Source organism: Modestobacter sp. URMC 112, from assembly GCF_053502575.1.
On record NZ_CP199957.1, the window covers coordinates 4,580,324 to 4,602,020 of the forward strand.

Genomic DNA, 21,697 nt, shown 5'->3' on the forward strand with positions numbered 1-21,697 from the left:
CGGTCAAGGCCTGGACGGCCGTTACGGAACTGCGACGTTCGAGTCAGGGCAGGGCTGCGCCCCGAGGGCCCGCGTGGGCCGGCCGGGGGAGGTGCGGGCTGACCGGGAGGTCAGCGGGCGACGGCCTGGTGGACGGTGTCCTCGTCCAGGAAGCCCTCGATCGCCATGAGCGCGGCTCCGAGCCGGCCGGACATGTCCGGCGCGTCGCTCACCGAGATGTCCAGCGCCCGGGCGGCCAGCGGCAGCGAGCGGCCGTACACGGCCTCCCGGATGCCGGCGAGCAGCGGGGCGCCCGCCCGCGCGACCCCGCCGGTCATGACGATGCGGTGCGGGTTGAAGAAGTTGACCAGGCTGGCGAGCACCGTGCCGATGGTGCGGCCGGCGTCCCGGACCAGCTCGACGGCGGGCCCTTCTCCCCGGGCGGCCAGCTCGACCAGCTCGCGCGTCGTGGTCACCGGCAGCCCCGCCTCGACGGCCTGCCGGAGCAGCGCGCCACCGCCGGCGATGGCCTCGAGGCAGTTCTCGTTGCCGCACCGGCAGATCACCGGTCGGCCCCGCGGCGGCGGCACGGAGATGTGCCCGATGTCCCCGGCGCTGCCCTGCGCACCGCGGTAGACCCGGCCCTCGATCATGATCCCGCAGCCGATGCCGGTGCCGACCTTGACGACGAGGACGTCCTCGACGGACCCCTTGATGCCCATCTCGCCGAGACCCATGACGTTGACGTCGTTGTCGGCGAAGACCGGGCAGTCGTACCGGCCGAACGCGCTGGGGATCGGGTAGTCGTGCCAGCCCGGCATGATCGGCGGGTGGAACGGCCGTCCGGTCGAGAACTCGACCGGTCCCGGCACGCCCACCCCCACGGCGCACACGTCCGCCGGGGTGAGGCCGGCCTCGGTCAGCAGGACCTGGGCCAGCCGGTCGACCTCGGCCAGCACGGGCCCGGGGCCCTCGGCGATGTCGATGGGGTGCCCGGCCGTGGCCAGCACCTGGGCGGAGAGGTCGGTCACCGCGACGTCCACGCTGGTGACGCCGAGGTCGACGGCGAGCACGCAGCCGGCCTTGCTGTTGAACCGCAGCAGCGTGGGCGGCCGGCCGCCGGTGCTCCACCCGCGGCCGCTCTCCTCGAGGAGGTTGGCCCCGATGAGCTGGTCCACCCGGGCGCTGACCGTGTTCCGCGACGCACCGGTCAGCGCGATCAGCTCGGCGCGGCTGTGCGCCCGCCCCGTGCGCACGTGGCGCAGCAGCGCGCTGGGCGAGGCAGGGTGCGTCACGCCCGCAATAGTGGCACGCGCCCCCGGCCCCGACGCCCGTCCCGCGAACGCGCCTCCGACCCCGGTGAGCCGCTCAGAAGCGGCCGCCGCCACCCCGCCGGCCGCGGCTCCCCGAGCCACCGAAGCTGCCGCTGGAACGCCGCGAGGGCCCGCCCCCGAACCCGCCGCGCGACCTCCCGCCGCCAAACCCGCCGCCGCCGGACCGCCCACCGAACCCGCCGCCGCCGAAGCCGCCGCCGCCACGGGACCCCCCACCGAAGAGGATCCCGCCGAGCACCATGCTGCCCAGGTCCACCCCGCCCCGGCCGCCGGCGTACCCGACGGGGCCGTACGCCGGTCCTCCGTGGCCCGCGCCGCCGCCGGCCGACCAGCGGCTGACGTCGGCCTGGGCCAGGTCGAGGGCGTGCCGGGCGAGCTGGGCGGCCTGCTGCGCCTCCCGCAGCGCGGCCACCGGGTCCGCCTGCCCGGTGGTGACGGCGGCGTCCAGGTGCCGCTGCGCCTCGGCCAGCCGGGTCCGGGCCTCCGGGCCGACCGCGCCGCGGCGGGTGCTGATGAAGTCACCGGCCGCCGCGATGCCCGAGCGGGCGGTGAGCAGGGTGTGGTCCAGCGCGGCCATGGCACGACGGGCCTCGCCCGCCGCGTCGCGGGCCGTGGCGAGGGCCCGGTCCAGTGCCGCGTCCGCCTCCTCGAGCTGCCGCAGCACGGCCAGCGGATCGGCGCCCCGTCCGGCCCCGGCAGCGGAGTCGGCGGCGGCCAGCGCGGCCTCGGCGCGGGCGACGAGCGGGCCCAGGCCGGTCCGGTCCGCCCCTGCGGACAGCAGGCCGTGCGCCTCGGCCACGTCGGCCTGGGTCTCGGCGCGCACGGCGGCGATGTGGCCGGCCGCCGACTCCAGGTCCGCGGCAGCGCGGGCGACGGCGTCGAGCAGCGTGCCGCTCTGCGCCACCGCGTCCTCCGCCGCCCGCAGGTCGGGGACCGCCTGCCCGGCCCGGCCCGCTCGGACGTCGGCGCGGGCCTCGGCGACCTCCTGCTCGGCGACGGCCAGCAGCGCGGCGGCCTGTCCGGGGTTGTCCGCGACCGGCGCGAGCGCCGAGTCGGCGTACCGGGTGCGCAGCTGGGCCAGCCGCTGTTCCTCCTGCGGCACGCGTGCCTGCAGGGCGGCGATCTGCGGTTCGAGCCGCTCGAGCACCTGCGGCGCGGTGCGCTCGAGGTCGCGCAGCCGGTCGAAGGCCTCGGCCTGCGCGTCGAGCCGGGCGTCCGCGGAGCCGGTCAGCCGCAGCAGCTCGGCCAGCATCCGCCGCCGGGTCGGTTCGTCCTCCGGGACCTCGTCGTCCAGCTGCTGGCGGATGGTGAAGGCCTGCGCGAGCTCGGCCTGCGACCGGCTCAGCGCCTCGGCGAAGCCGGCGACCGGTTCCTCGCCGTACTGGACGCGGGCGAAGTCCAGGTCCAGCTGGGAGGTGCGGGCGGCCTCGTCCACCTCGAGCAGCGCGGCGCTGGCGCGGTAGGTCAGCTGCTCGGTCGTCTCGTCGGGGAACGGGTCGGCCGCGCGCGCGGCCTCGCTCGCCCGGGTGGCGTCGGTCGCCCTCCGCCGCCGGCTGCGGACCAGCAGGTACCCACCGCCGCCGATCACGGCGGCCCCGGCCAGCACGGCCAGCGCACCCCCACCGCCCGAGCTCCCGCCCGAGTCGCCCGACCCGGCGACCGCGCCGGACCCGGCCACGTCGCCCAGCCCGTCGGCGAGCGCGACCGCGGCGCCCGACCAGTCGTCGGCGGACAGCCGCGGCTCCACCTCGTCGGCCAGCAGGGCGTCGATCTCGGCCTCGGGACCGGGCCAGGCGTCGTCGACCGACAGGCCGTAGGCCCGGTCGTCGACCGCGACCGCGAAGAGCAGGTCGTCGACGCCCAGCTGCGAGGCGATCGCACTGCGATCGGCCCACTCCTGCCCACCCGCGCCGTCGAAGGTCGAGACGTACACGACGAAGAGCTGGACTCCCTCGGACTCCCGCAGTCGGTCCACGGCGTCCTGCACGTCCTGCGCCCCGCCGAGCACCCCGGCGGAGTCGGTGACCTGCTCGGCCAGCCGCCCCGGCGGCTCGGCGGCCGCGGGGCCGGCGAGGAGCAGCGGCACCAGCAGCAGCGTCAGGACGGCGGGCAGCCGGGCGAGGCGGGACATGCCGCCCATCGTCGCCGATCAGGCCGGCGCGGGCGCGACCCCGGCCGGCAGCGCGTGCAGCCGGCGCTTGGCCAGCGCGATCGGCAGCTGGCCGACCAACGCCGGCAGCACCCAGAAGACCGGGCCCGACTCCGCGATCAGCACGCCGGTCACCAGGGCAATGTAGGAGCCGCCGAGCAGGTGCGGCTGCCAGCTCCGCCATCCCGGCCAGCCCCGGCGGCGGGCGAGCGCGCCGGTGACGGCGAGGACCTCGGTGCCGATGGCCACCGGCAGCAGCCAGGACAACCCGGGGGCCGTGGCGGCGAGGAACGCCGCGGACAGCACGACTCCACCCAGCCCGCACTGGTAGGCCACCGCCCAGCCGGTGGCGCTCCGGCCGCGCCGGCGGGCGACCAGCCAGCAGGGGCCCAGCACCAGCGCCCCCGCGCCGACGGCGACGTGCAGATGCAGGACGAGATCGCGCACGGGAACCACTCCCTCCGGCGGGCCGGCCGGTGCCGGCCCGGAGCGGGCGCCCGCCGACAGCGGTCGTCAGCGGGCGTCCCGTCCCCCACCCTGTCCTCGGCCGGGCGCCTGGGACAGGTGCCGGATGTCAGGTCCTGCGCAGGGTCAGCTGCCGGGCTCCTGCATCACCGAGAACGCCGCACCCCACGGGTCCACGACGACGGCGAAGCGGCCGAACTCGGTGTCCATGGCAGGCATCGCGACCTTGCCGCCGCCGGCTTCCACGGCGGCGACCGCCTCGTCGGTCGAGGACACCGAGAAGCAGGTCGACCACCCCTTCGGTGAGCCCTCCTGGTGGCCGCCCAGCCCACCCAGCGGACGCCCGTCGGTGCTGAAGGTGGTGTAGCCCTCGGCCCCGGGCACCTCGTCGTACCGGAACCCGAAGACGGCGGAGTAGAACTCCCGTGCCGCCGCGGGGTCCTCGACCGCCGCCTCGTTCCAGACCAGGGCGCCGGGCTCGCCGTAGATCTTCACCCCGGTGTTGAGGGCGCCCTGCCAGAGCCCGAAGGGGTTGCCCTGCGGGTCCCGGGCGATCGCCATCGTGCCCATCGGGCCGACCTCCATCGGCGGGAACAGCACGGTGCCGCCCGCCTCGGTGATCCGGGCGGCCGTGGCGGCGGCGTCGTCGGTGGCGAAGTACGTCGTCCAGCGGGGTGGGTCGTCCGGGTCCTGCTGGGGCCCCATGCCGGCGGCGTCGCGCCCGGCGACCTGGCAGATCAGGTACCCGCCGAACTCCGGTTCCCCGCCGGTGTACGTCCAGCCCAGGACGGCGGTGTAGAAGGACCTCGCCGCCTCGACGTCGGGGGCGCCGTAGTCGGTCCAGCACGGGGTGCCGTTGGGCCAGACGGTGTCACGCGTGGGCATCGCTTCCTCCTCGGTGGTCGATCAGGGGAGGGAACCGTCCCACCGGGCACCGACGGTTCCCGGGGTCCGCTGCGCCACGTCTGCCGGTCGCTGCCGTGGGTAGGGCAGTCGGCACCGACCGCGTCCGCCAGGAGGTCCCACCGTGCCCGAGCCCGACCGTCTGCCCGCCGCCGAGCTGCCACCGGGGACCGTCCGCCGGGTCGGGGACTGGGCCGTCGGCAACGCCGACGGCAAGCTCTTCGCGGTGTCCCGCCGCTGCCGCCACCAGCTGGCCGACCTGTCGGAGGGCAGCATCGACGCCGACGGCTGCCTGGTCTGCCCCTGGCACCAGGCCCGCTACGACGTCGACACCGGCGCGATGGTCGACGGGCCGCGGGGCTTCCTGGGCTACCACGGCCCCACCCCCGGCTACTCCGGGCTGGTCGCCGGTCTGGGCCGGCTCCTGCCGCTCCGGGTCCGCCGCGCCCTCCGCCGCGGGGACGACGTCGTCGTCGAATGAAGGACCCCGTCCTCCTCACCCCTCGCACGCTCGGGGTGAGCCGCTGGACGGGGCCGTCCTCGGGGCGCGGGGGTCCTCTAAGTCCGTTCGATCGGCTGGTCCACCCCGCCGACGAAGCCGTCGTCCATGGCGGAGGGGCCGGTGGCGGCCACCGAGACCCCCTGGGTCGCGGCCACCTCGTCCGCCGACTTGGGCCGCAGCACGCCGGCGTCGATCTCCTCGGCCCAGTGGCAGCTGACCCGGTGCCCCGGGGCCAGCTCGCGCAGCACCGGCACCTCGTCGTCGCACCGGGTCTCCTGCCGCCACGGGCAGCGGGTGTGGAACCGGCAGCCCGACGGCGGGTTCGCCGGGGAGGGCAGGTCGCCGGCGAGCAGGATCCGCTCCCGGGAGTCCTCGACCACCGGGTCCGGCACCGGGACGGCGCTCATCAGCGCCCGCGTGTAGGGGTGCAGCGGCGACTCGTACAGGGCGTCCGCCGGCGCCTGCTCGACCAGCGACCCCAGGTACATGACGCCGACGACGTCGCTGATGTGCCGCACCACGGCCAGGTCGTGGGCGATCACCAGGTAGGTCAGGCCGAGCCGCTGCTGCAGCTCCTCCAGCAGGTTGAGCACCTGGGCCTGCACCGAGACGTCGAGCGCGGACACCGGCTCGTCGGCGATCAGCAGGTCGGGCTCGACGGTGATCGCCCGCGCGATGCCGATCCGCTGCCGCTGCCCGCCGGAGAACTCGTGCGGGTAGCGGCGCAGCGCCGCCGCCGGCAGCCCGACGGCGTCCAGCAGCTCCCGCAGCCGGCGGGCGATGGCGGCCTTGTCGCCGCCGAGGCCGTGCGCGTGCAGCGGCTCGGCGAGCAGCGACTCGACGTCCTGCCGCGGGTCGAGCGAGCCGAGCGGGTCCTGGAAGACCATCTGCATGCGCCGGCGCATGTGCCGCATCGGCTCGGGCGCGAGCGAGGCGACGTCGGTGCCGTCGAAGAGGACCTCACCGGCAGTCGGCTCGACGAGCCGCAGGATGGCCCGGCCGAGGGTCGACTTGCCGCACCCGGACTCCCCCACCAGGCCGTAGGTGGTCCCCCGGTCGATGGACAGGTCGACGCCGTCCACGGCCTTGACGTGCCCGACCGTGCGGTCGAAGAAGAGCCCACGCTTGATCGGGAAGTGCACCTGGACGCCGCGCACCTGCAGCAGCGGCTCCCCGGCGGCGGTCCCCCCGGCGGTCATCGTGCGGCTCCCGGGGTGGTCGGCGAGCCGGCGGTCGGCGGGAGGGCGAGCGGGTGCCGGCAGCGGAGCTCCCGGCCCCGGCCGTCGGACTCCAGGTGCACGGTGTCCCCGGCGACCTCGGTGAGGCAGTCGTCCTCGCCGGAGTCGCAGCGCGGGGCGAACGCGCAGCCCTCCGACCACGGGATGGCGTCGCGCGCCGAGCCGCGGATGGGGGTCAGCGGGGTGCCCCGCGTGGTGTCCAGCCGGGGGACGGAGGCGAGCAGGCCGCCGGTGTAGGGGTGCCGCGGCCGGGCGAACAGGTCCCGCCGGTCGGCGGTCTCGATGATCTTCCCGGCGTACATCACGTGCACCCGGTCGCACAGCCCGGCGACCACGCCGAGGTCGTGGGTGATCATCACCAGCGCCGTCCCGGAGCCCTGGACGAGGTCGCGGAGCAGCTCCAGGATCTGCGCCTGGATGGTGACGTCGAGCGCCGTCGTCGGCTCGTCGGCGATGAGCAGCCGGGGCGAGCAGGCCAGTGCCATGGCGATCAGCGCCCGCTGCCGCATGCCGCCGGAGAGCTGGTGCGGGTACTCCCCCAGCCGGCGCCGGGGGTCGGGGATGCCGACCCGGTCCAGCAGGTCGGTGGCCTCGTCCTGGGCGGCCTTGCCGGTCAGCTCGCGGTGCTGCTTGAGCACCTCGGTGACCTGGACGCCGATGGTCACCGTGGGGTTGAGCGAGGACAGCGGGTCCTGGAAGACCATCGCCATGTCCGCTCCGCGCAGCCGGCGCAGTGTCCGGTCGCCGGCGCCGAGCAGCTCTTTCCCGTCCAGCCGCACCGATCCGCTGACCTGCACGCCGCGCCGGGGCAGCAGGCCCATCACCGCCAGCGACGTGACCGACTTCCCGCAGCCGGACTCCCCGACCAGCCCGACCGTCTCCCCCGGCGCGACGGCGAAGCTGACCCCGTCGACGGCCTGGGTGCCCGCCTCACCGCGCCGGGTGAACCGGACGGCGAGGTCCTCGACCTCGAGGACCGGCGCCGACCCGGCGATGGCGGCCCCACGGAGCGCACTCGAGGCGGTGCTCACCGGCTCACCTCCGGAACTTCGGGTCGAGGGCCTCGCGCAGCGCCTCACCGAGCAGGGTGAAGCCGAGGGCCACCACGATGATGCACAGCGCCGGGTAGATGGCCAGCTGCGGCCGGAAGGACAGCACCGACTGGGCGCTGGAGAGCATGGCCCCCCACTCCGGCCGGCCGATGTCCGGGTCGCCCAGCCCCAGGAAGCTCAGCGCCGCCGCCTCGATGATCGCCGTCGCGAGCGACAGGGTCGCCTGGACGATCACCGGGGACAGCGAGTTGGGCAGGACGTGCCCCAGGACGATCCTCGACCGCTTGACGCCCAGCGCCTTGGCCGCGACGGCGTAGTCGCTGTCCCGCTGGGCCAGCATCGACCCGCGCAGCAGCCGGGCGAACACCGGCACCTGGGTCACCGCGATGGCGATCATCAGCGCGTACTGGTTCTGCCCCAGCAGCACCGAGATGCTGATCGCCATCAGCAGGCCGGGGATGGACAGCAGGATGTCCACGAACCGCATCACCACGGTGTCGACCCAGCCGCCGAAGGCCCCGGCGAGCACGCCGAGCGCCATGCCGACCACCGCGCCGAGCACCGTGGACACCACGCCGATGAGCAGCGACTGCCGGGAGCCGTAGATCAGCCGGGACAGCACGTCGCGGCCCAGCTGGTCCACGCCGAGCGGGAAGCCCTCCCGGGAGCCGGGGATCGACCCCTGCCGCACCTCCGACAGCAGCGCCTGCTCCAGCGGGTCGCGGGGCGCCAACCAGGGCGCGAGCGCGGCGACGAGGAGGAAGACCACGATGATGACCGCGCCGAGGATGGCCACCGGGTCCCGGCGCAGCCGGCGGAAGGCGCTCCTGGCCAGCGAGACGCCACCGCCGCCCTCACTGACCTGACCGGCCCGTGCGGCGAGGGCGTCGATGCGCTCGCGGCGGCGGTCGCCGAGCGAGGCGGTCATCGCACCCTCACCCGTGGGTCGAGCAGGCCGTAGGAGATGTCGACCAGCAGGTTCACCAGCACGTACACCACCGCGAGGATCAGGATGAAGCCCTGCAGGATGGCGTAGTCCCGGTTGCTGATGGCGTCGCGCAGCGCCGACCCGACGCCCCCGAAGGCGAACACCGTCTCGGTCAGCACCGCGCCGGACAGCAGCAGGCCGGTCTGCAGGCCGATCGTCGTCGAGACCGGCAGCAGCGCGTTGCGGATGACGTGCCGCCGCCGGACCACCGCCGTCGCCAGGCCCTTGGCGTTGGCCGTGCGCACGTAGTCCTCGTTGACGACGTCCAGGACGGAGGCACGGGTGATCCGGACGATGATGGCCAGCGGGATGGTGCCCAGCGCGACCCCGGGCAGCACCAGGTGCACCAGCGCGTCCCACGCCGCGTCCCACTCCCGGGTCAGCAGCCCGTCGAGGACGTAGAAGTTGGTGATGTGGGTGGCGTCGATCCGCACGTCCTGCCGCCCGGAGCCGGGCAGCCAGCCCAGCTCGACGGCGAAGAGCAGGCGCAGCAGGTAGGCCAGGAAGAAGACCGGGATGGCGACGCCGAGCAGCGAGCCGATGACCGAGGACGAGTCCAGCCAGCTCCCGTGCCGGCGGGCGGCGAGGTAGCCCACCGGGATGCCGACGCCGATCGCGAACACCATCGCGAAGAGGGTCAGCTCCACCGTGCCGGGGAACCGCTCCAGGAACTCCGTGCCGACCGGTCGCCCGGTACGGGAGGAGGTTCCGAAGTCCAGCTGGAGGGCGCGTCCCAGGAACTTGCCGTACTGGACCAGCACCGGCTGGTCCAGCCCGAAGGCCTCGTTGTACCGGGCGATGTCCTCCGGGGTGGCCCGCTCACCGAGCGCGGCCTGCGCCGGTCCGCCGGGCAGCGCGCGCAGCCACGCGAACAGCAGCACCGACAGGCCCAGCAGGATCGGCACCAGCTGGAGCAGCCGCCGGACGATGAAGCGGAGCACGCGGTCGGTCAGCTCCTCGGCGAGGGGGACGGGTCAGGACGCGCCGGTGGCGGCTCCGGTGACCGGGTCACCGGAGCCGCCACCGGACGGTTCACTCCGTGACGGTGACGGTGGAGAAGTCCTCCGCCGACAGCGGGCTGGGGATCAGGCCCTCCACGCCCGGCGCCACGACCAGCGCGTTCGGGGCGTGCGAGATCGGGACCGCCGGCAGGAAGTCCATGATCGCGGCGTTGGCCTGCTCGTACAGCGGGCCGCGCGCCGCGGTGTCCGGCTCGGCGTCCCCGGCGGCCAGCGCCGAGAAGATCTCCGGCGCGGCCCAGCCACCGAACTCCGCCTTCATCTTCCCGCCACCGGCGTCGGCGAAGAACGTGCCGATGAAGTTGTAGGCGTCGTTGTAGTCACCGGTCCAGCCCAGCAGGTGGACGTCGGCCTGACCGGCCTGGACGGCGTCGAGGTAGTCCGGGTTCCACGGCAGGGAGACCGGCTCGATGGTGAACCCGGCGTCGGTCAGGTTCTTGCTGATCACCTCGTACATCGCGGCCGGGTCCGGCAGGTAGGGGCGGCTGACGTCCGTCGGGTAGTAGAACCGCAGCGTCGTGCCGGCGGCGCCGGCCTCGGCGAGCAGCTGCTGCGACCGGGCCGGGTCGTAGTCGTACCTGGTGACGTCCTCGGTCCAGCCGTCGACCGCCGGGGGCACGAACTCGATGGCCGCCTCGGCGCCCTCGGGGAGCAGCGACCGGACGATGGTGTCCCGGTCGATGGCGTGCGCGATGGCCTGGCGGACCCGGATGTCCTGCAGGGCCGGGTTGGCGCTGGTCCCCTCGACACCGCCGCCGTTGATGCCCAGGTACAGGATGTTGAACGGGTCGCGCGGCAGCACCTGGAAGCCGCCGTCCTCGAGGGTCTGGTAGTCCGCCGGGGCCACCAGGTCGTAGCCGTCGATGGAGCCGGCCTGCAGCTCCTGGCGGCGGGTGTTGCCGTCGGCGATGGACCGGAACACGATCTCGTCGACGCCGGCCGGGTCGCCCCAGTAGTCCTCGTTACGGACGATCCGGACCTCGCCGTTGCCCTGGTCCCAGCTGTCGAACCGGAAGGGACCGGTGCCGGTCGGGTGCTCCAGGCCGTACTCGGTGTAGGTCAGCGCGTCGCCGTTGCCGCCCAGGTCGTCGGCGGCGAACTCCTCCAGCGCGGCGGGGCTCTGCATGGCGAAGCTCGGCAGCGCCAGCACCGCCGGGAAGCGGCTGGTGGTCTGGCTCAGCTTCAGCTCGACGGTGGACTCGTCGGTGGCCTCGCAGCCGGCGTACAGGCTCGGGATGTCGGGCGTGCTGGCGAACCCGCCGAAGTTGTTCTGCCAGTACTCCGAGGCGGCGGGGCTGGCGGCCAGGCCCTCGAAGTTGTACCAGCGCTCGAAGTTGAAGCAGACGGCGTCGGCGTTGAAGTCCGTGCCGTCGTGGAAGGTGACGCCCTCGCGCAGGGCGAAGGTGTAGGTCAGCCCGTCCTCGGAGACCTCGTAGCTCTCGGCCAGGGCCGGGGCGAGGTCGGCGGTGCCGGGCTCGTTGGTCAGCAGTCCCTCGTAGATCTGCCGGGTGACCCGGAAGGACTCGCCGTCGGTGGCGAACGCCGGGTCGAACATCGTCGGGTCGCCCGCCGCGCCGAAGACGAACGTGCCGCCGCTGGCCGCGGCCTCGCCACCGCCGCCGCCGTCACCGGATCCCTCCTCCCGGTCACTGGAGGCACAGGCGGCCATCGTCAGGGCGGTGAGGGCGGCCGCCGAGGCGGCCAGCGCACGGGTGGGGCGATGGTGCATCGCGGAGGACCTGCCTTCTCGGCCGCGAGGGGCCGGATGAAGTGGAGCCGGGGCGCCCGCGATCGAGAGGAGCTGCGGGCGCGGGACAGGACACTAGGGCGCGCCCTGGACCCCGACGGGACCCGGTCCACCATCGTCACCGGATCGAGACCTGTACCGCCCGGCCGCCCCGCGGACCGGTCCGTCTCCGCAGCCGACGGGAGCGGCACACCGGCCGCGACCGGCGTGCCGCCACCGCGGTGCCGCGACCGCAGCAGGCGTCAGAAGGCGGGGATGACCGCACCCTCGTAGGTGTCCTCGATGAAGGCCCGGACCTCGTCGGAGTGCAGCAGCTCCTCCAGCTGGCCGATCCGCTCGTCGTCCTCGGTGCCCGTCCGCACGACCAGCAGGTTGGCGTTCGGGTTGCCCTCGGCCTCCTCCAGCGCGAGGGCGTCCTCCGCGGGGACCAGGTCGGCGTCGATCGCGTAGTTGCCGTTGATCACCGCGGCGTCCACGTCGGCCAGCGACCGGGGCAGCTGGGCGGCCTCGACCTCGGAGATCTGCAGGTCCTTCGGGTTCTCGGCGATGTCCAGCGCGGTCGGCGCGGCGTCCCCGGTGTCGGCCAGGACGACCAGGTCGTTGGCGGCGAGCAGCCGGAGCGCCCGCCCGGCGTTGGTCGGGTCGTTGGGGATCGCCACCGTGGCGCCGTCGGGCAGGGCGCCGAGGTCGGTGAGCGACTCGGAGTAGATGCCCAGCGGCTCGATGTGCACGGGGGCCAGCGGGGTGAAGTCGTAGCCGGCGTTGGCCTCCTGCTCGTCCAGGTACGGCACGGTCTGGAAGTAGTTGGCGTCGATCGAGCCGTCCTCCAGCGCGACGTTGGGCTGGACGTAGTCGGTGAACTCCACGACCTCGAGGTCCAGCCCGGCGTCCTCGGCCAGCTCCTCGTCGATGAAGCGGAGGATCTCCGCGTGCGGGACGGGAGAGGCCCCGACCGCCAGCGGCTCGTCGGCGGCGGAGAGCTCCGGACCGCCTCCGCCGCACGCGGTCAGGGACAGGCCCGCGACCAGGGCAGCGGCGAGCAGGGTGGGGGTGGGACGCATGGGTGGGTCTCCTCGGTGCAGGGTGGTGCCGGCCGGTCGGGCGGCGGGGGTCAGGGGGTGGCGAGCCGGCGCGCCCAGCGGTCGCCGGCCCACTGCAGGAGCTGGACGACGAGCAACAGGAGGACGACGGTCGCCAGCGTGATGTCGGTGCGGAACTGCTGGTAGCCGTAGCGGATGGCGAAGTCGCCGAGGCCGCCGCCGCCGATCGCCCCGGCCATCGCCGAGTAGCTGATCAGCGCCACCACGGTGACGGTCACCCCGGCGACCAGCGAGGGCAGCGCCTCGGGCAGCAGCACGGTACGGACGACGTCCCGGCGCCGCGCTCCCATCGCCAGCGTCGCCTCGACCTTGCCGTGCGCCACCTCGCGCAGGCTGGTCTCGACCAGCCGGGCCAGGAACGGGACCGCGCCGATGGTCAGCGGCACGATCGTCGCGGTGGAGCCGATCGTGGTGCCGACGATGCCGCGGGTGACCGGGGCGACCAGGACCAGCAGGATGATGAACGGCAGCGACCGGCCCAGGTTGACCACCAGGCCCAGCAGCCGGTTCACCGTCGGCTGCGGCGCGAGACCGCCGGGCGCCGTCACGGTCAGCAGGACACCCAGCGGGACGCCGAGCAGCACGGTGAGGACGGTCGCGACGCCGACCATGTAGAGGGTCTCCCCGGTGGCGTCGGCCAGTTGCGGGGCGAGCCGGGCCCAGTCGTTCACCGCTGCACGTCCGGCGCGTCGACCAGGCGCTGGACGTCCGGCACCCGGTCCGGCGGGGGCTCGTCGTCCGTGCCGGGGAGCGGGGCCCGGTCCCCGGCCGCCGCCGGTCCGACCAGCGCCCCGGCCGCGCGCAGCCGGGCCAGCGCGGGGTCCAGCCGGCCGTCGTCCCCGTCGACCCGCAGGAGCAACCGGCCGAACCGCCGGCCGGCCACGGTCTCGACCGAGCCGCCGACGACCTCGACGGACAGCCCCAGCTCGCCGGCGAGGGTCTGCAGCACCAGCCCCTCGGGCGTCGCGTCGGTGACGGTGACCTGCACGAGCCGGCCGCCGGCCGCGTCGGACACCGCCGGTGCCGGGACCAGCTGGGCGGCCAGCGCGGAGTCCGGGCGGGCCAGCACCTCGGTGAGCGGGCCGCCGTCGACCACCCGGCCCGCGCTCATCAGCACCGCGCTGTCGCAGACGGCGCGGACGACGGACATCTCGTGGGTGATCAGCAGGACGGTGAGCCCGAGCTCGGCGCGCACCTGGCGCAGCAGGTCCAGCACGCCCGCGGTGCTGGCCGGGTCGAGGGCGGAGGTGGCCTCGTCGCAGAGCAGCACGGTGGGCCGGGCGGCGAGCGCCCGGGCGATGGCGACCCGCTGCTTCTGTCCGCCGGACAGCTGGCCGGGGCGGGACCCGTGCCGGTCGGCCAGGCCCACGAGGTCCAGCAGCTCGGCGACCCGGCGCCGGCGTTCGACCCGCCCGACGCCGGACAGCTCCAGCGGGTGCTCCACGTTGCCGGCCGCCGTGCGCGAGTCCAGCAGGTTGAAGTGCTGGAAGACCATGCCGACCTTCCGCCGCGCCCGGCGCACGCTGTCGGCGTCGAGGTCGGTGAGCACCTGGCCGTCGACGGTGACCGTGCCCGACGTCGGGCGCTCCAGCAGGTTGACCAGCCGGGCCAGGGTGCTCTTGCCCGAGCCGCTCTGACCGACCACCCCGGCGAACTCCCCGCGCGCCACCGACAGGCTGACCCCGTCGACGGCGACCACCTCCGCGGCGCCACGCCGGGAGGGGAAGACCTTGCGCACGTCGGACAGCTCGATCACGGGGGTCCTCTGGGGATGGGCGGGGACGGGCGCGCGGCGGGCTCCACCGGCGGTGCGGTGGGCGCGGGCGGCGCGCGGGGGCGGACGGCCGCCCGGCGTCAGAGGAGGCCGGCGGTGCGCATCAGGTCGATGACGCGACGACGCGTCAACGAACCCGGCCCGACCACCCGTCCAGGATCAGCCGCGAGGACGCACCACGCCACCGCAGGGACGAGGATGTGATGGATCGCTCAACTACCTAGCCGAGCCCGGCCCCTCCGAGACAGGACCTGCGGCCCCGTCCCGGGTCCCACCCTGAGCCTGCGAAGGGTGGGGAGGACGGGGTCCTTCAAGCGTCGATGCGCCTGCGGCCCTCGAACGCGCGGCCCAGGGTGACCTCGTCGGCGTACTCCAGGTCGCCGCCGACGGGCAGCCCACTGGCCAGCCGGGAGACCGCCAGCCCCAGCGGACCGACCAGCCGGGCGAGGTAGGCGGCGGTCGCCTCACCCTCGAGGTTCGGGTCGGTGGCGATGATCAGCTCGGTGACCTGGCCGTCCATCAGCCGGGTCATCAGCTCCTTGACCCGCAGGTCGTCGGGGCCGATGCCCTCGATCGGGCTGATCGCGCCGCCCAGCACGTGGTAGCGGCCCTTGAACTCGCGGGTCCGCTCGATCGCCACGACGTCCTTGGGCTCCTCGACGACGCAGATGACGTCCAGGGACCGGCGCGGGTCACGGCAGATCCGGCAGAGCTCGGCCTCGGCGACGTTGTGGCAGACGGTGCAGAACCGCACCTCGGCCTGCACCCGCTGCAGCGCGGCCACCAGCCGGCCAACGTCGGCGGACTCCGCGGCCAGCAGGTGGAACGCGATGCGCTGCGCGCTCTTCGGCCCGACACCGGGCAGCCGGCCGAGCTCGTCGATCAGGTCCTGGACAGCGCCCTCGTACACGGTGCTCCTCGGCAAGGGTGGACTCCCCGGCGCTCCGTCCGCGCCCGGGACCCACGGGGGTGGTCAGAAGCCGGGGAGACCCAGCCCGCCACCGAGCCCGCCGGTCACCGGCCCCATGGTCGAGGCGGCGAGCTCGTTGGCGGCCCGGCTGGCGTCCCGGACGGCGGCGACGACGAGGTCCTGCAGCGTCTCCACGTCGTCGGGGTCGACGGCCTCGGGCGAGATGGTGACCGCGGTCAGCTCCCCGCTGCCGGTCATGGTGACGCTGACCAGGCCACCGCCGGCCGTGCCGGTGACCTCGGCCTCGGCCAGCTGCGCCTGGGCGGCAGCCAGCTGCTGCTGCATCTCCATCGCCTGCTTCATGAGCTGCTGCATGTCGGGCTGGCCTCCGGGTCCCATGCACCGAGCGTAGGTGCTGCGACCGATGATTGCGGTCGACGCCGCCGCCGGCCCACCCGCAGCAGGGACCTCCCTGCCCCCACCGCTCGCGGCAGGACCCTGCGAGGAGGCCAGGGGCGAGGGGGTCCTTCCTCAGTCGTCGATCGGGCGGGCGCCGAGCTGGGTGCGCAGCAGCTGCAGCGCGGCCTGCTCGGCGTCCAGGACCGGCTCGGCGTCCCGGCTGCCCCCGGTGGCCGCGTCGGCGGCACGCTCCGCGAGCAGCTCGTCGGCCTCGGCGGACTCGGCGGCCCGGGTGGCCGCCCGTGCCGCCTCGGGGGTCGGCGCCGGCGTGCCGGGTGCCGGCCGGCCGGGGGTGTCGACGACGGCCTGCACCTTCCACCGGACGCCGAGCAGCTCCTCCAGCGACTGACGGACGACGTCCTTGTTCAGGTCGTCGCCGAGCATCTTGGCCAGCGCCGGGGAGGTGGCCGCGAGGGTGAGCGTGCCGTTGGTGAGGTCGTGCACCTGGGCGCTCTTCAGCAACGCCTCAGTGGTGCGCTTGTGCCCGCGCACCACCTTCAACAGCTCGGGCCAGATCCGCCGGACGTCGGCGGTCGTCAGCTCGCCGTCGTCGGCGGCCGGTCCGGGGTCGGCCGACACCAGCGGCATCGGCTCACCGCCACGCGGAGCCGGCGAGTGCTCGGCGGCGGCTCGCGGCGGCGCCGGCTCGGCGGACGCCGGCGCGTCCTCGGAGGCCCGGGGACCGGGTTCCGGCGGGGCAGGCGGCGCGCTCGGGGCGGGGCGGGGCGGCTGGGGAGCGGCGGCCCGAGCGGGCTGCGGCCAGTCCTCGTCGTCGTCCGGCTCGGGCGGCAGCGGGATGTCGGGGTCGCCGGTCGCCACGGGCGGCCGGCGGCCCGGGGCCTCCGCGGCCGGCCGGCCGGCCGCGGCGCCGTCGGCGGACGGCACGGGGCGCTCGGCGGCGGTCGGGCGGGACCGCGGAGCGGCGGCACCCGAGCCCGGCGCGACGGTGGCGGGCCAGTCGTCGCCACCCGGCGCGGCGGCTGTGCTGGGTGCGGGAGGAGCCGCCGGTGCGGGTGCGACGGCGGCCGGCGCCCCGCTCGCCGCCGGGAGCGCTCCCGGCCGGGCGGTCGTGGGCCAGCCGTCGTCGCCGTCGGGCGCTGCGGCGACCGCCGCCGCGGGGGGCTGGACCGGGTCCGACGCGGTCCGCGCCTGGGACGGCCGGACGTAGGGCCGGCGCGCGCCGGTGGACTCCGTGGCGCGGGCGGGCTCGGCCGCCGGCGCGGCTTGGGGTGCGACCGCGGCCGCGGGCTGGGGTCCGGGCGCAGCCGCGGGTCCGGCCGTCGGCGCGGCCGTCCGCGGTGCCGGCGCGGCCGCGCGGGGCGCCGGGGCGGGTGCGGCCGGCTCGGGCCGGCCGGCGTGCTCCCCGGCGATGGACAGCCGCCGCTCGAGCCGCTCCAGGCGCTGCAGGGTGGCGGCGGCCGACCCGTCCACCCCGGGCAGCAGCATGCGGGCGCAGACGAGCTCGAGCAGCAGCCGGGGCGCCGTCGTCCCCCGCATCTCGGTGAGCCCCTCGTGGACGGTGTCCGCCAGCCGGGACAGCGTCGCGGCGCCCAGCGCCTGGGCCTGGCGGGACATCACGTCCATCCGGTCGGGCGGGCAGTCCAGCAGCCCGTTGCCGCCGGCCTCGGGGACGGCGTCCAGCACGATCAGGTCGCGCAGCCGGTCGAGCAGGTCGGTGGCGAACCGGCGGGGGTCGTGCCCGGCCTCGACCACCCGGTCGACCGCCCGGAAGACACCCGGCGCGTCCGAGGCGGCCAGCGCGTCGACGGTCTCGTCGATCAGCGCGTCGTCGGTGACGCCGAGCAGGCCCACGGCCGTGCGGTAGGTGACGCCCTCGGGGCCGGCGCCGGCGAGCAGCTGGTCGAGGATGGACAGCGAGTCCCGCACCGAGCCACCGCCGGCCCGGACGACCAGCGGGAAGACGGTGGGCTCGACCGCCACGCCCTCGGCCTCGCAGGTGCGCTCGAGCAGGGTGCGGAGGGTGCCCGGGGGCACCAACCGGAACGGGTAGTGGTGGGTGCGCGAGCGGATGGTGGGCAGCACCTTGTCCGGCTCGGTGGTCGCGAAGACGAACACCAGGAAGTCCGGCGGCTCCTCGACGACCTTCAGCAGGGCGTTGAAGCCCTGCGTGGTCACCATGTGCGCCTCGTCGACGATGTAGACCTTGTAGCGGCTGTTGACCGGCGCGAAGAAGGCCCGTTCCCGCAGCTCGCGGGCGTCGTCGACGCCACCGTGGCTGGCGGCGTCGATCTCCATCACGTCCAGCGAACCGGGGCCGTCGGGCGCCAGCGCGACGCAGGACGGGCACACCCCGCAGGGGTTGGACGTCGGCCCCTGCACGCAGTTCAGCGACCGGGCGAGGATCCGCGCCGACGACGTCTTGCCGCAGCCGCGCGGACCGCTGAAGAGGTAGGCGTGGTTGATCCGGCCGCTGTCGACGGCGTTGACCAGGGGCGTGGTGACGTGCTCCTGGCCGACCACCTCGGCGAAGGTCGCCGGGCGGTACTTCCGGTACAGAGCCAGTGCCACGGTCGCTGAGGTTACCCAGAGGACCGCGTCCCTCTCACCGCTCGCGGCGGGCCGGTGGACGAGACCGGGCGCGCCGGTGGAGGAGGTGCCCTCCCGGGACAGCAAGGGACCCCCCGCACACCCGCCAGAGCCCGCTTATCCTTGCTGCCTTCCGGCCCTGGGGAGGTTCACAGGGTGACGCCGCACGAGGGGTCGCTGCCTACTGTAGAGGACCGGCCGGGCCGACCGGCGCCACCGCCCGACCGGAGGACCCAGGAGGTCCCGTGCCGACCCCCGCCCGCGGGTTCCTGCTGGTCGTGCTGGCGGCGCTGGCCTGGGGGACGTCCGGTCTCACCGGGGACCTGGTGGCCGACCGCACGGGCCTGGACCCGCTGGACGTCGCCTGGCACCGGATGGCCGTCGGCGCGGCCGTCCTGGTCGCCGTGCACCTGCTCGGCCGACGGCGGGGCGACGGGCAGCGGGCGCCCCTGACCCGCGGGCTGCGCTGGAGGCTCGTCGCGGTGGGGGGCGGGCTGGCGACCTACCAGGCCGCCTACTTCGCCGCGGTCGCCACGGCCGGGGTGAGCATCGCCACCCTGGTCGCCCTGGGCCTCGCCCCGCTCCTGGTGGCCGTGGGCGCCGCGGTCCTGGGGCACGGCCGGCCCGACCGGGCCACCGGCACGGCGCTGCTCGTGGCGCTGGCCGGGCTGGTGCTGCTCGTCGGCGTGTCCGCCGGTGGGGACGGCGGCGACGCGGTGCTGCTGGGGGCGCTGGCCGCGGTGGGCTGCGCGGTCGCCTACGCCGGCGTCGTCCTGCTGTCCTCGCAGGTGCCCGACGGGGTCCCGACGACGACGGTCGGGTTCACCGTGGGCGCGCTGCTGCTGACCCCGGTGGCGCTGGCCGCGGGGCTGGACCTGACCGCTGACCCGGTGGCACTCGTGCTGCTGGCCTACCTCGGGGTGGTGGCCAGCGCGCTGGCCTACGGCCTGTTCTTCACCGGGGTGCGGACCGTGCCGGCCGCGGTGGCCTCGATCGTCACGCTGCTGGAGCCGCTGACCGCGACGGCACTGGCCGCGGCGGTGCTGGGCGAGCGGCTGTCCCCGGCCGCACTGGCCGGGGGCGCGATGATGCTCGGCGCCGTCACGGCGCTCTACCTGCGGAGGATGGGAGATTCGAACTCCCGAGGGCTTGCACCCAACCCGCTTTCCAAGCGAGCGCCATAGGCCACTAGGCGAATCCTCCAGTGCGCCGCCACTTTACCGGGCCGCGCCCGGACGGTCAGCCAGCGGGCTCCCGCAGGGCGCGCCGCGCCGCTCGGGTGGTCGGCGGGCCCCCGGGACAGGGATGATCAGGTGTCCGAGTGAGCGAGGTGGTCCGGCGACGGGCCGGGAGGGGCAGGCCATGACCGAGTCCGAGCAGGTGCGCCCCGAGGTGGTGGCGGCGATCGTCGCCGCCCTGCGGGACACCGACCCCACCCACCTGCCCGACGACGCGACCCGGGCGGAGAAGGCTGCGGCCAAGGACGCCTACCTGTCCGGGCTGGTGGCCGGCCGCGCCCAGCACGAGCGGCAGACCCGGGCCTGGGAGCTGCTGCTCACCCGCAGCTACGACGACCCGCCGAGCTGGTCGCAGCTGTTCGACGAGCTGCCGGACAGCGCCGTCCCGGAGCTGGCGGAGCTCTACGACGCGATGCCCGAGGGGGCCCAGACCGAGTACTCCCGTCGGTTCGGGACCCCCGTCACGGCCTGACCAGCGCCGTCCCCCGGCCCGTGCACGTCCTCCTCCGGTGACCGGCCCCGGCGTCCTCGTGGCCGGTCGGTACCGGCTGCGCTCGCAGCTGGGTGGCGGCGGCATGGGTGCGGTCTGGCTGGCGCGCGACGAGCTGCTGGGCCGGGAGGTGGCGGTCAAGCAGGTGCTGGTGCCGGTGGGCATCGACGCGGCGCTGGCGGCGGCCAACCGAGAGGCGGCCATGCGCGAGGGGCGGATCGCCGCCCGGCTGTCGCACCCGCATGCGGTCGCGGTCTACGACATGGTCCTCGACGAGGGCCAGCCGTGGCTGGTCATGGAGTACCTGCCCTCGGTCAGCCTGGCCACGATGCTGCACGAGAGGGGCATCCTGCCGACGGCGGAGGTCGCCCAGATCGGCGCCCAGGTGGCCGATGCGCTGGCGGCCACGCACGCGGCCGGGGTGGTGCACCGGGACGTCAAGCCCGGCAACATCCTGATCGGCACGGCCCCGGGCCGTGAGGGGCTGGTGAAGATCACCGACTTCGGGATCTCCCGCGCCGTCGGGGACGTGTCGCTGACCCAGACCGGGGTGGTCAAGGGGACGCCGGCCTTCCTGGCGCCCGAGGTCGCCCAGGGCTCGCCCCCGGACGAGGCCAGCGACGTGTTCTCCCTCGGCGCGACGCTCTACGCCTGCCTGGAGGGCACCCCGCCGTTCGGGCTCAGCGACAACGCCCTGCAGATGCTGCACCGGGTCGCCGGCGGCGACTTCTCGCCGCCGCACCAGGCCGGGGTGCTGACCGCCCCGCTGATGCGGATGCTGTCGGCCGACCCGGCCCGGCGGCCGACCATGCTGCAGGTGCGGGACGAGCTGGCGAAGCTCGCCGCCGGCCCGGACCGTGACGTCACCGAGGTGCTCACCGCCCGGACGCTGCTGCCCCGCACCCTCCCGGGGCTGCCCGGCCGGCAGAAGCGCATGCCGTCCGGCCGGGCGCCGGCGGCCGCTGCAGCCGCCTCGGCCGCCGCGGCCGCGGCACCGCGCACCGCCGTCGAGACCCCGGCTCCGGCCGCCGCCGCCGGGAGCCCTGCCCCCGCCACCGCCGTCGAGACCCCTGCCCCGGCCGGCGCCGCGGGCAGCACGCCCGCCGCCGACCCCACGTCGCGACCGCCGCGCTCGGCGCCCCCACCGGTGGAGCCGCCCGACCGGCGACCGCCGGCTCCGGCGGCACGGCCGGACGACGGGCGGGCCGCCCCCCGGAGGCGCCGGTGGGCCGCCGTCCTGGCCGCCCTCCTGGTGGTCGGCGCGGTCGCGGCGCTGCTGGTGTTCCTGACCAGCCGGCCCGACGACCCCGTGGACCCGGCCGCCGAGACGCCGGCCACCACGAGCGCCGCCCCGACGTCGGCCGAGGAGACCACCGGAGCCGAGCAGACGACCGAGCCGGAGACGACGTCCCCGGAGACCACGACGGCGACCACCACGCCCCCGGAGGAGACGGACGACGGCCCGGTCACCGCTGCGGAGATCGAGACGTTCCTCCGTGACTACTACGGCCTGCTGCCGGGCGATCCGGACACGGCTTACGCCCGCACCGGCCCGACCCTGCAGGGCATCAGCAGCATCGGGGACTACCGGGCGTTCTGGAGCGGGTTCCGCTCGGTGGAGCTGGGCTCGGTCCAGGCCTCGGACGGCCAGCTGAGCGCGACGGCGGAGGTCACGTTCGTGGCCGACGACGGGGAGGTCTTCCCCGAGGTGCACGAGATCGTGCTGGTGGAGGGACCCGACGGGCAGCTCCTGGTGGACTCCGACCGACCGGTCTGAGCCCCGGTCAGCCCCGAGCCCGGGCC

At 75.5% G+C, this 21,697-nt stretch carries 18 protein-coding genes, 1 tRNA gene, 1 other RNA gene and 1 pseudogene; 4 read left to right on the top strand and 17 right to left on the bottom strand.

Annotated elements, in window-relative coordinates:
* Positions 1-110 precede the first annotated feature (110 nt).
* The 4 genes from ACWIX6_RS21790 to ACWIX6_RS21805 form a co-directional block, all read right to left on the bottom strand.
* Positions 111-1,274: an ROK family transcriptional regulator gene (locus tag ACWIX6_RS21790; RefSeq protein ID WP_448614536.1), complete on the bottom strand. Its 1,164-nt coding sequence runs from the start codon at positions 1,272-1,274 to the stop codon at positions 111-113.
* 73 nt (positions 1,275-1,347) lie between these two features.
* A complete protein-coding gene (locus ACWIX6_RS21795; RefSeq protein ID WP_448614537.1) occupies positions 1,348-3,444 on the bottom strand; it encodes a TPM domain-containing protein in 2,097 nt (698 codons plus the stop codon).
* An 18-nt stretch (positions 3,445-3,462) separates the two neighbouring features.
* Positions 3,463-3,909: a hypothetical protein gene (locus ACWIX6_RS21800; protein WP_448614538.1), complete on the bottom strand. Its 447-nt coding sequence runs from the start codon at positions 3,907-3,909 to the stop codon at positions 3,463-3,465.
* Positions 3,910-4,053: 144 nt separating this feature from the next.
* A complete protein-coding gene (locus ACWIX6_RS21805; RefSeq protein ID WP_448614539.1) occupies positions 4,054-4,812 on the bottom strand; it encodes a VOC family protein in 759 nt (252 codons plus the stop codon).
* A gap of 142 nt (positions 4,813-4,954) precedes the next feature.
* On the opposite strand from ACWIX6_RS21805, the gene ACWIX6_RS21810 reads away from it, so the two are divergent.
* Complete coding sequence (locus ACWIX6_RS21810; RefSeq protein ID WP_448614540.1) at positions 4,955-5,311, top strand: Rieske (2Fe-2S) protein; 357 nt, start codon at positions 4,955-4,957, stop codon at positions 5,309-5,311.
* Positions 5,312-5,388: 77 nt separating this feature from the next.
* Here ACWIX6_RS21810 and ACWIX6_RS21815 read toward each other — a convergent pair whose 3' ends face one another.
* The 12 genes from ACWIX6_RS21815 to ffs form a co-directional block, all read right to left on the bottom strand.
* Positions 5,389-6,531: an ABC transporter ATP-binding protein gene (locus tag ACWIX6_RS21815; protein ID WP_448614541.1), complete on the bottom strand. Its 1,143-nt coding sequence runs from the start codon at positions 6,529-6,531 to the stop codon at positions 5,389-5,391.
* Positions 6,528-7,601 (bottom strand): ABC transporter ATP-binding protein, encoded by a 1,074-nt coding sequence (locus ACWIX6_RS21820; RefSeq protein WP_448614542.1) that lies wholly within the window; start codon positions 7,599-7,601, stop codon positions 6,528-6,530. The genes ACWIX6_RS21815 and ACWIX6_RS21820 overlap by 4 nt, the downstream gene beginning before the upstream one ends.
* 4 nt (positions 7,602-7,605) lie before the next feature.
* On the bottom strand, positions 7,606-8,550 hold the full coding sequence (locus ACWIX6_RS21825; RefSeq protein ID WP_448614543.1) for an ABC transporter permease: 945 nt from the start codon (positions 8,548-8,550) through the stop codon (positions 7,606-7,608).
* On the bottom strand, positions 8,547-9,551 hold the full coding sequence (locus ACWIX6_RS21830) for an ABC transporter permease (protein WP_448614544.1): 1,005 nt from the start codon (positions 9,549-9,551) through the stop codon (positions 8,547-8,549). Before ACWIX6_RS21830 ends, ACWIX6_RS21825 begins: the two co-directional genes overlap by 4 nt.
* A gap of 91 nt (positions 9,552-9,642) precedes the next feature.
* A complete protein-coding gene (locus ACWIX6_RS21835) occupies positions 9,643-11,358 on the bottom strand; it encodes an ABC transporter substrate-binding protein (protein WP_448614545.1) in 1,716 nt (571 codons plus the stop codon).
* Between the two features lie 260 nt (positions 11,359-11,618).
* Positions 11,619-12,437, bottom strand: a complete 819-nt coding sequence (locus ACWIX6_RS21840) for a MetQ/NlpA family ABC transporter substrate-binding protein (RefSeq protein ID WP_448614546.1) — start codon at positions 12,435-12,437, stop codon at positions 11,619-11,621.
* A 50-nt stretch (positions 12,438-12,487) separates the two neighbouring features.
* Positions 12,488-13,147, bottom strand: coding sequence for a methionine ABC transporter permease (locus tag ACWIX6_RS21845; RefSeq protein ID WP_448614547.1), 660 nt, complete (start codon positions 13,145-13,147; stop codon positions 12,488-12,490).
* On the bottom strand, positions 13,144-14,232 hold the full coding sequence (locus ACWIX6_RS21850; protein WP_448614548.1) for a methionine ABC transporter ATP-binding protein: 1,089 nt from the start codon (positions 14,230-14,232) through the stop codon (positions 13,144-13,146). The genes ACWIX6_RS21845 and ACWIX6_RS21850 overlap by 4 nt, the downstream gene beginning before the upstream one ends.
* Before the next feature lie 328 nt (positions 14,233-14,560).
* On the bottom strand, positions 14,561-15,160 hold the full coding sequence (gene recR, locus ACWIX6_RS21855; RefSeq protein WP_448614549.1) for a recombination mediator RecR: 600 nt from the start codon (positions 15,158-15,160) through the stop codon (positions 14,561-14,563).
* 63 nt (positions 15,161-15,223) lie between these two features.
* Positions 15,224-15,559, bottom strand: a complete 336-nt coding sequence (locus ACWIX6_RS21860) for a YbaB/EbfC family nucleoid-associated protein (protein WP_448614550.1) — start codon at positions 15,557-15,559, stop codon at positions 15,224-15,226.
* Positions 15,560-15,691: 132 nt separating this feature from the next.
* Positions 15,692-18,148 carry a DNA polymerase III subunit gamma and tau gene (locus ACWIX6_RS21865; RefSeq protein WP_448614551.1) on the bottom strand — a complete coding sequence of 819 codons (2,457 nt, stop codon included), beginning with the start codon at positions 18,146-18,148 and terminating at the stop codon, positions 15,692-15,694.
* 101 nt (positions 18,149-18,249) lie between these two features.
* An RNA gene (gene ffs / locus ACWIX6_RS21870) (signal recognition particle sRNA small type) lies at positions 18,250-18,345 on the bottom strand.
* Between the two features lie 66 nt (positions 18,346-18,411).
* Here ffs and ACWIX6_RS21875 point away from each other — a divergent pair.
* Positions 18,412-19,218 (top strand): annotated as a pseudogene (locus ACWIX6_RS21875) (DMT family transporter); the annotation flags it as partial.
* A gap of 66 nt (positions 19,219-19,284) precedes the next feature.
* Here the strand turns inward: ACWIX6_RS21875 and ACWIX6_RS21880 are convergent.
* A tRNA-Ser gene (locus tag ACWIX6_RS21880) sits at positions 19,285-19,369 on the bottom strand.
* Positions 19,370-19,528: 159 nt separating this feature from the next.
* Between ACWIX6_RS21880 and ACWIX6_RS21885 the strand changes: the two genes are divergently transcribed.
* Together ACWIX6_RS21885 and ACWIX6_RS21890 are read left to right on the top strand one after the other, a co-directional pair.
* Entirely contained in the window at positions 19,529-19,876 is a 348-nt protein-coding gene (locus ACWIX6_RS21885; RefSeq protein ID WP_448614552.1) for a hypothetical protein, read from the top strand.
* A gap of 37 nt (positions 19,877-19,913) precedes the next feature.
* Complete coding sequence (locus ACWIX6_RS21890; protein WP_448614553.1) at positions 19,914-21,671, top strand: serine/threonine-protein kinase; 1,758 nt, start codon at positions 19,914-19,916, stop codon at positions 21,669-21,671.
* Positions 21,672-21,697 lie beyond the last annotated feature (26 nt).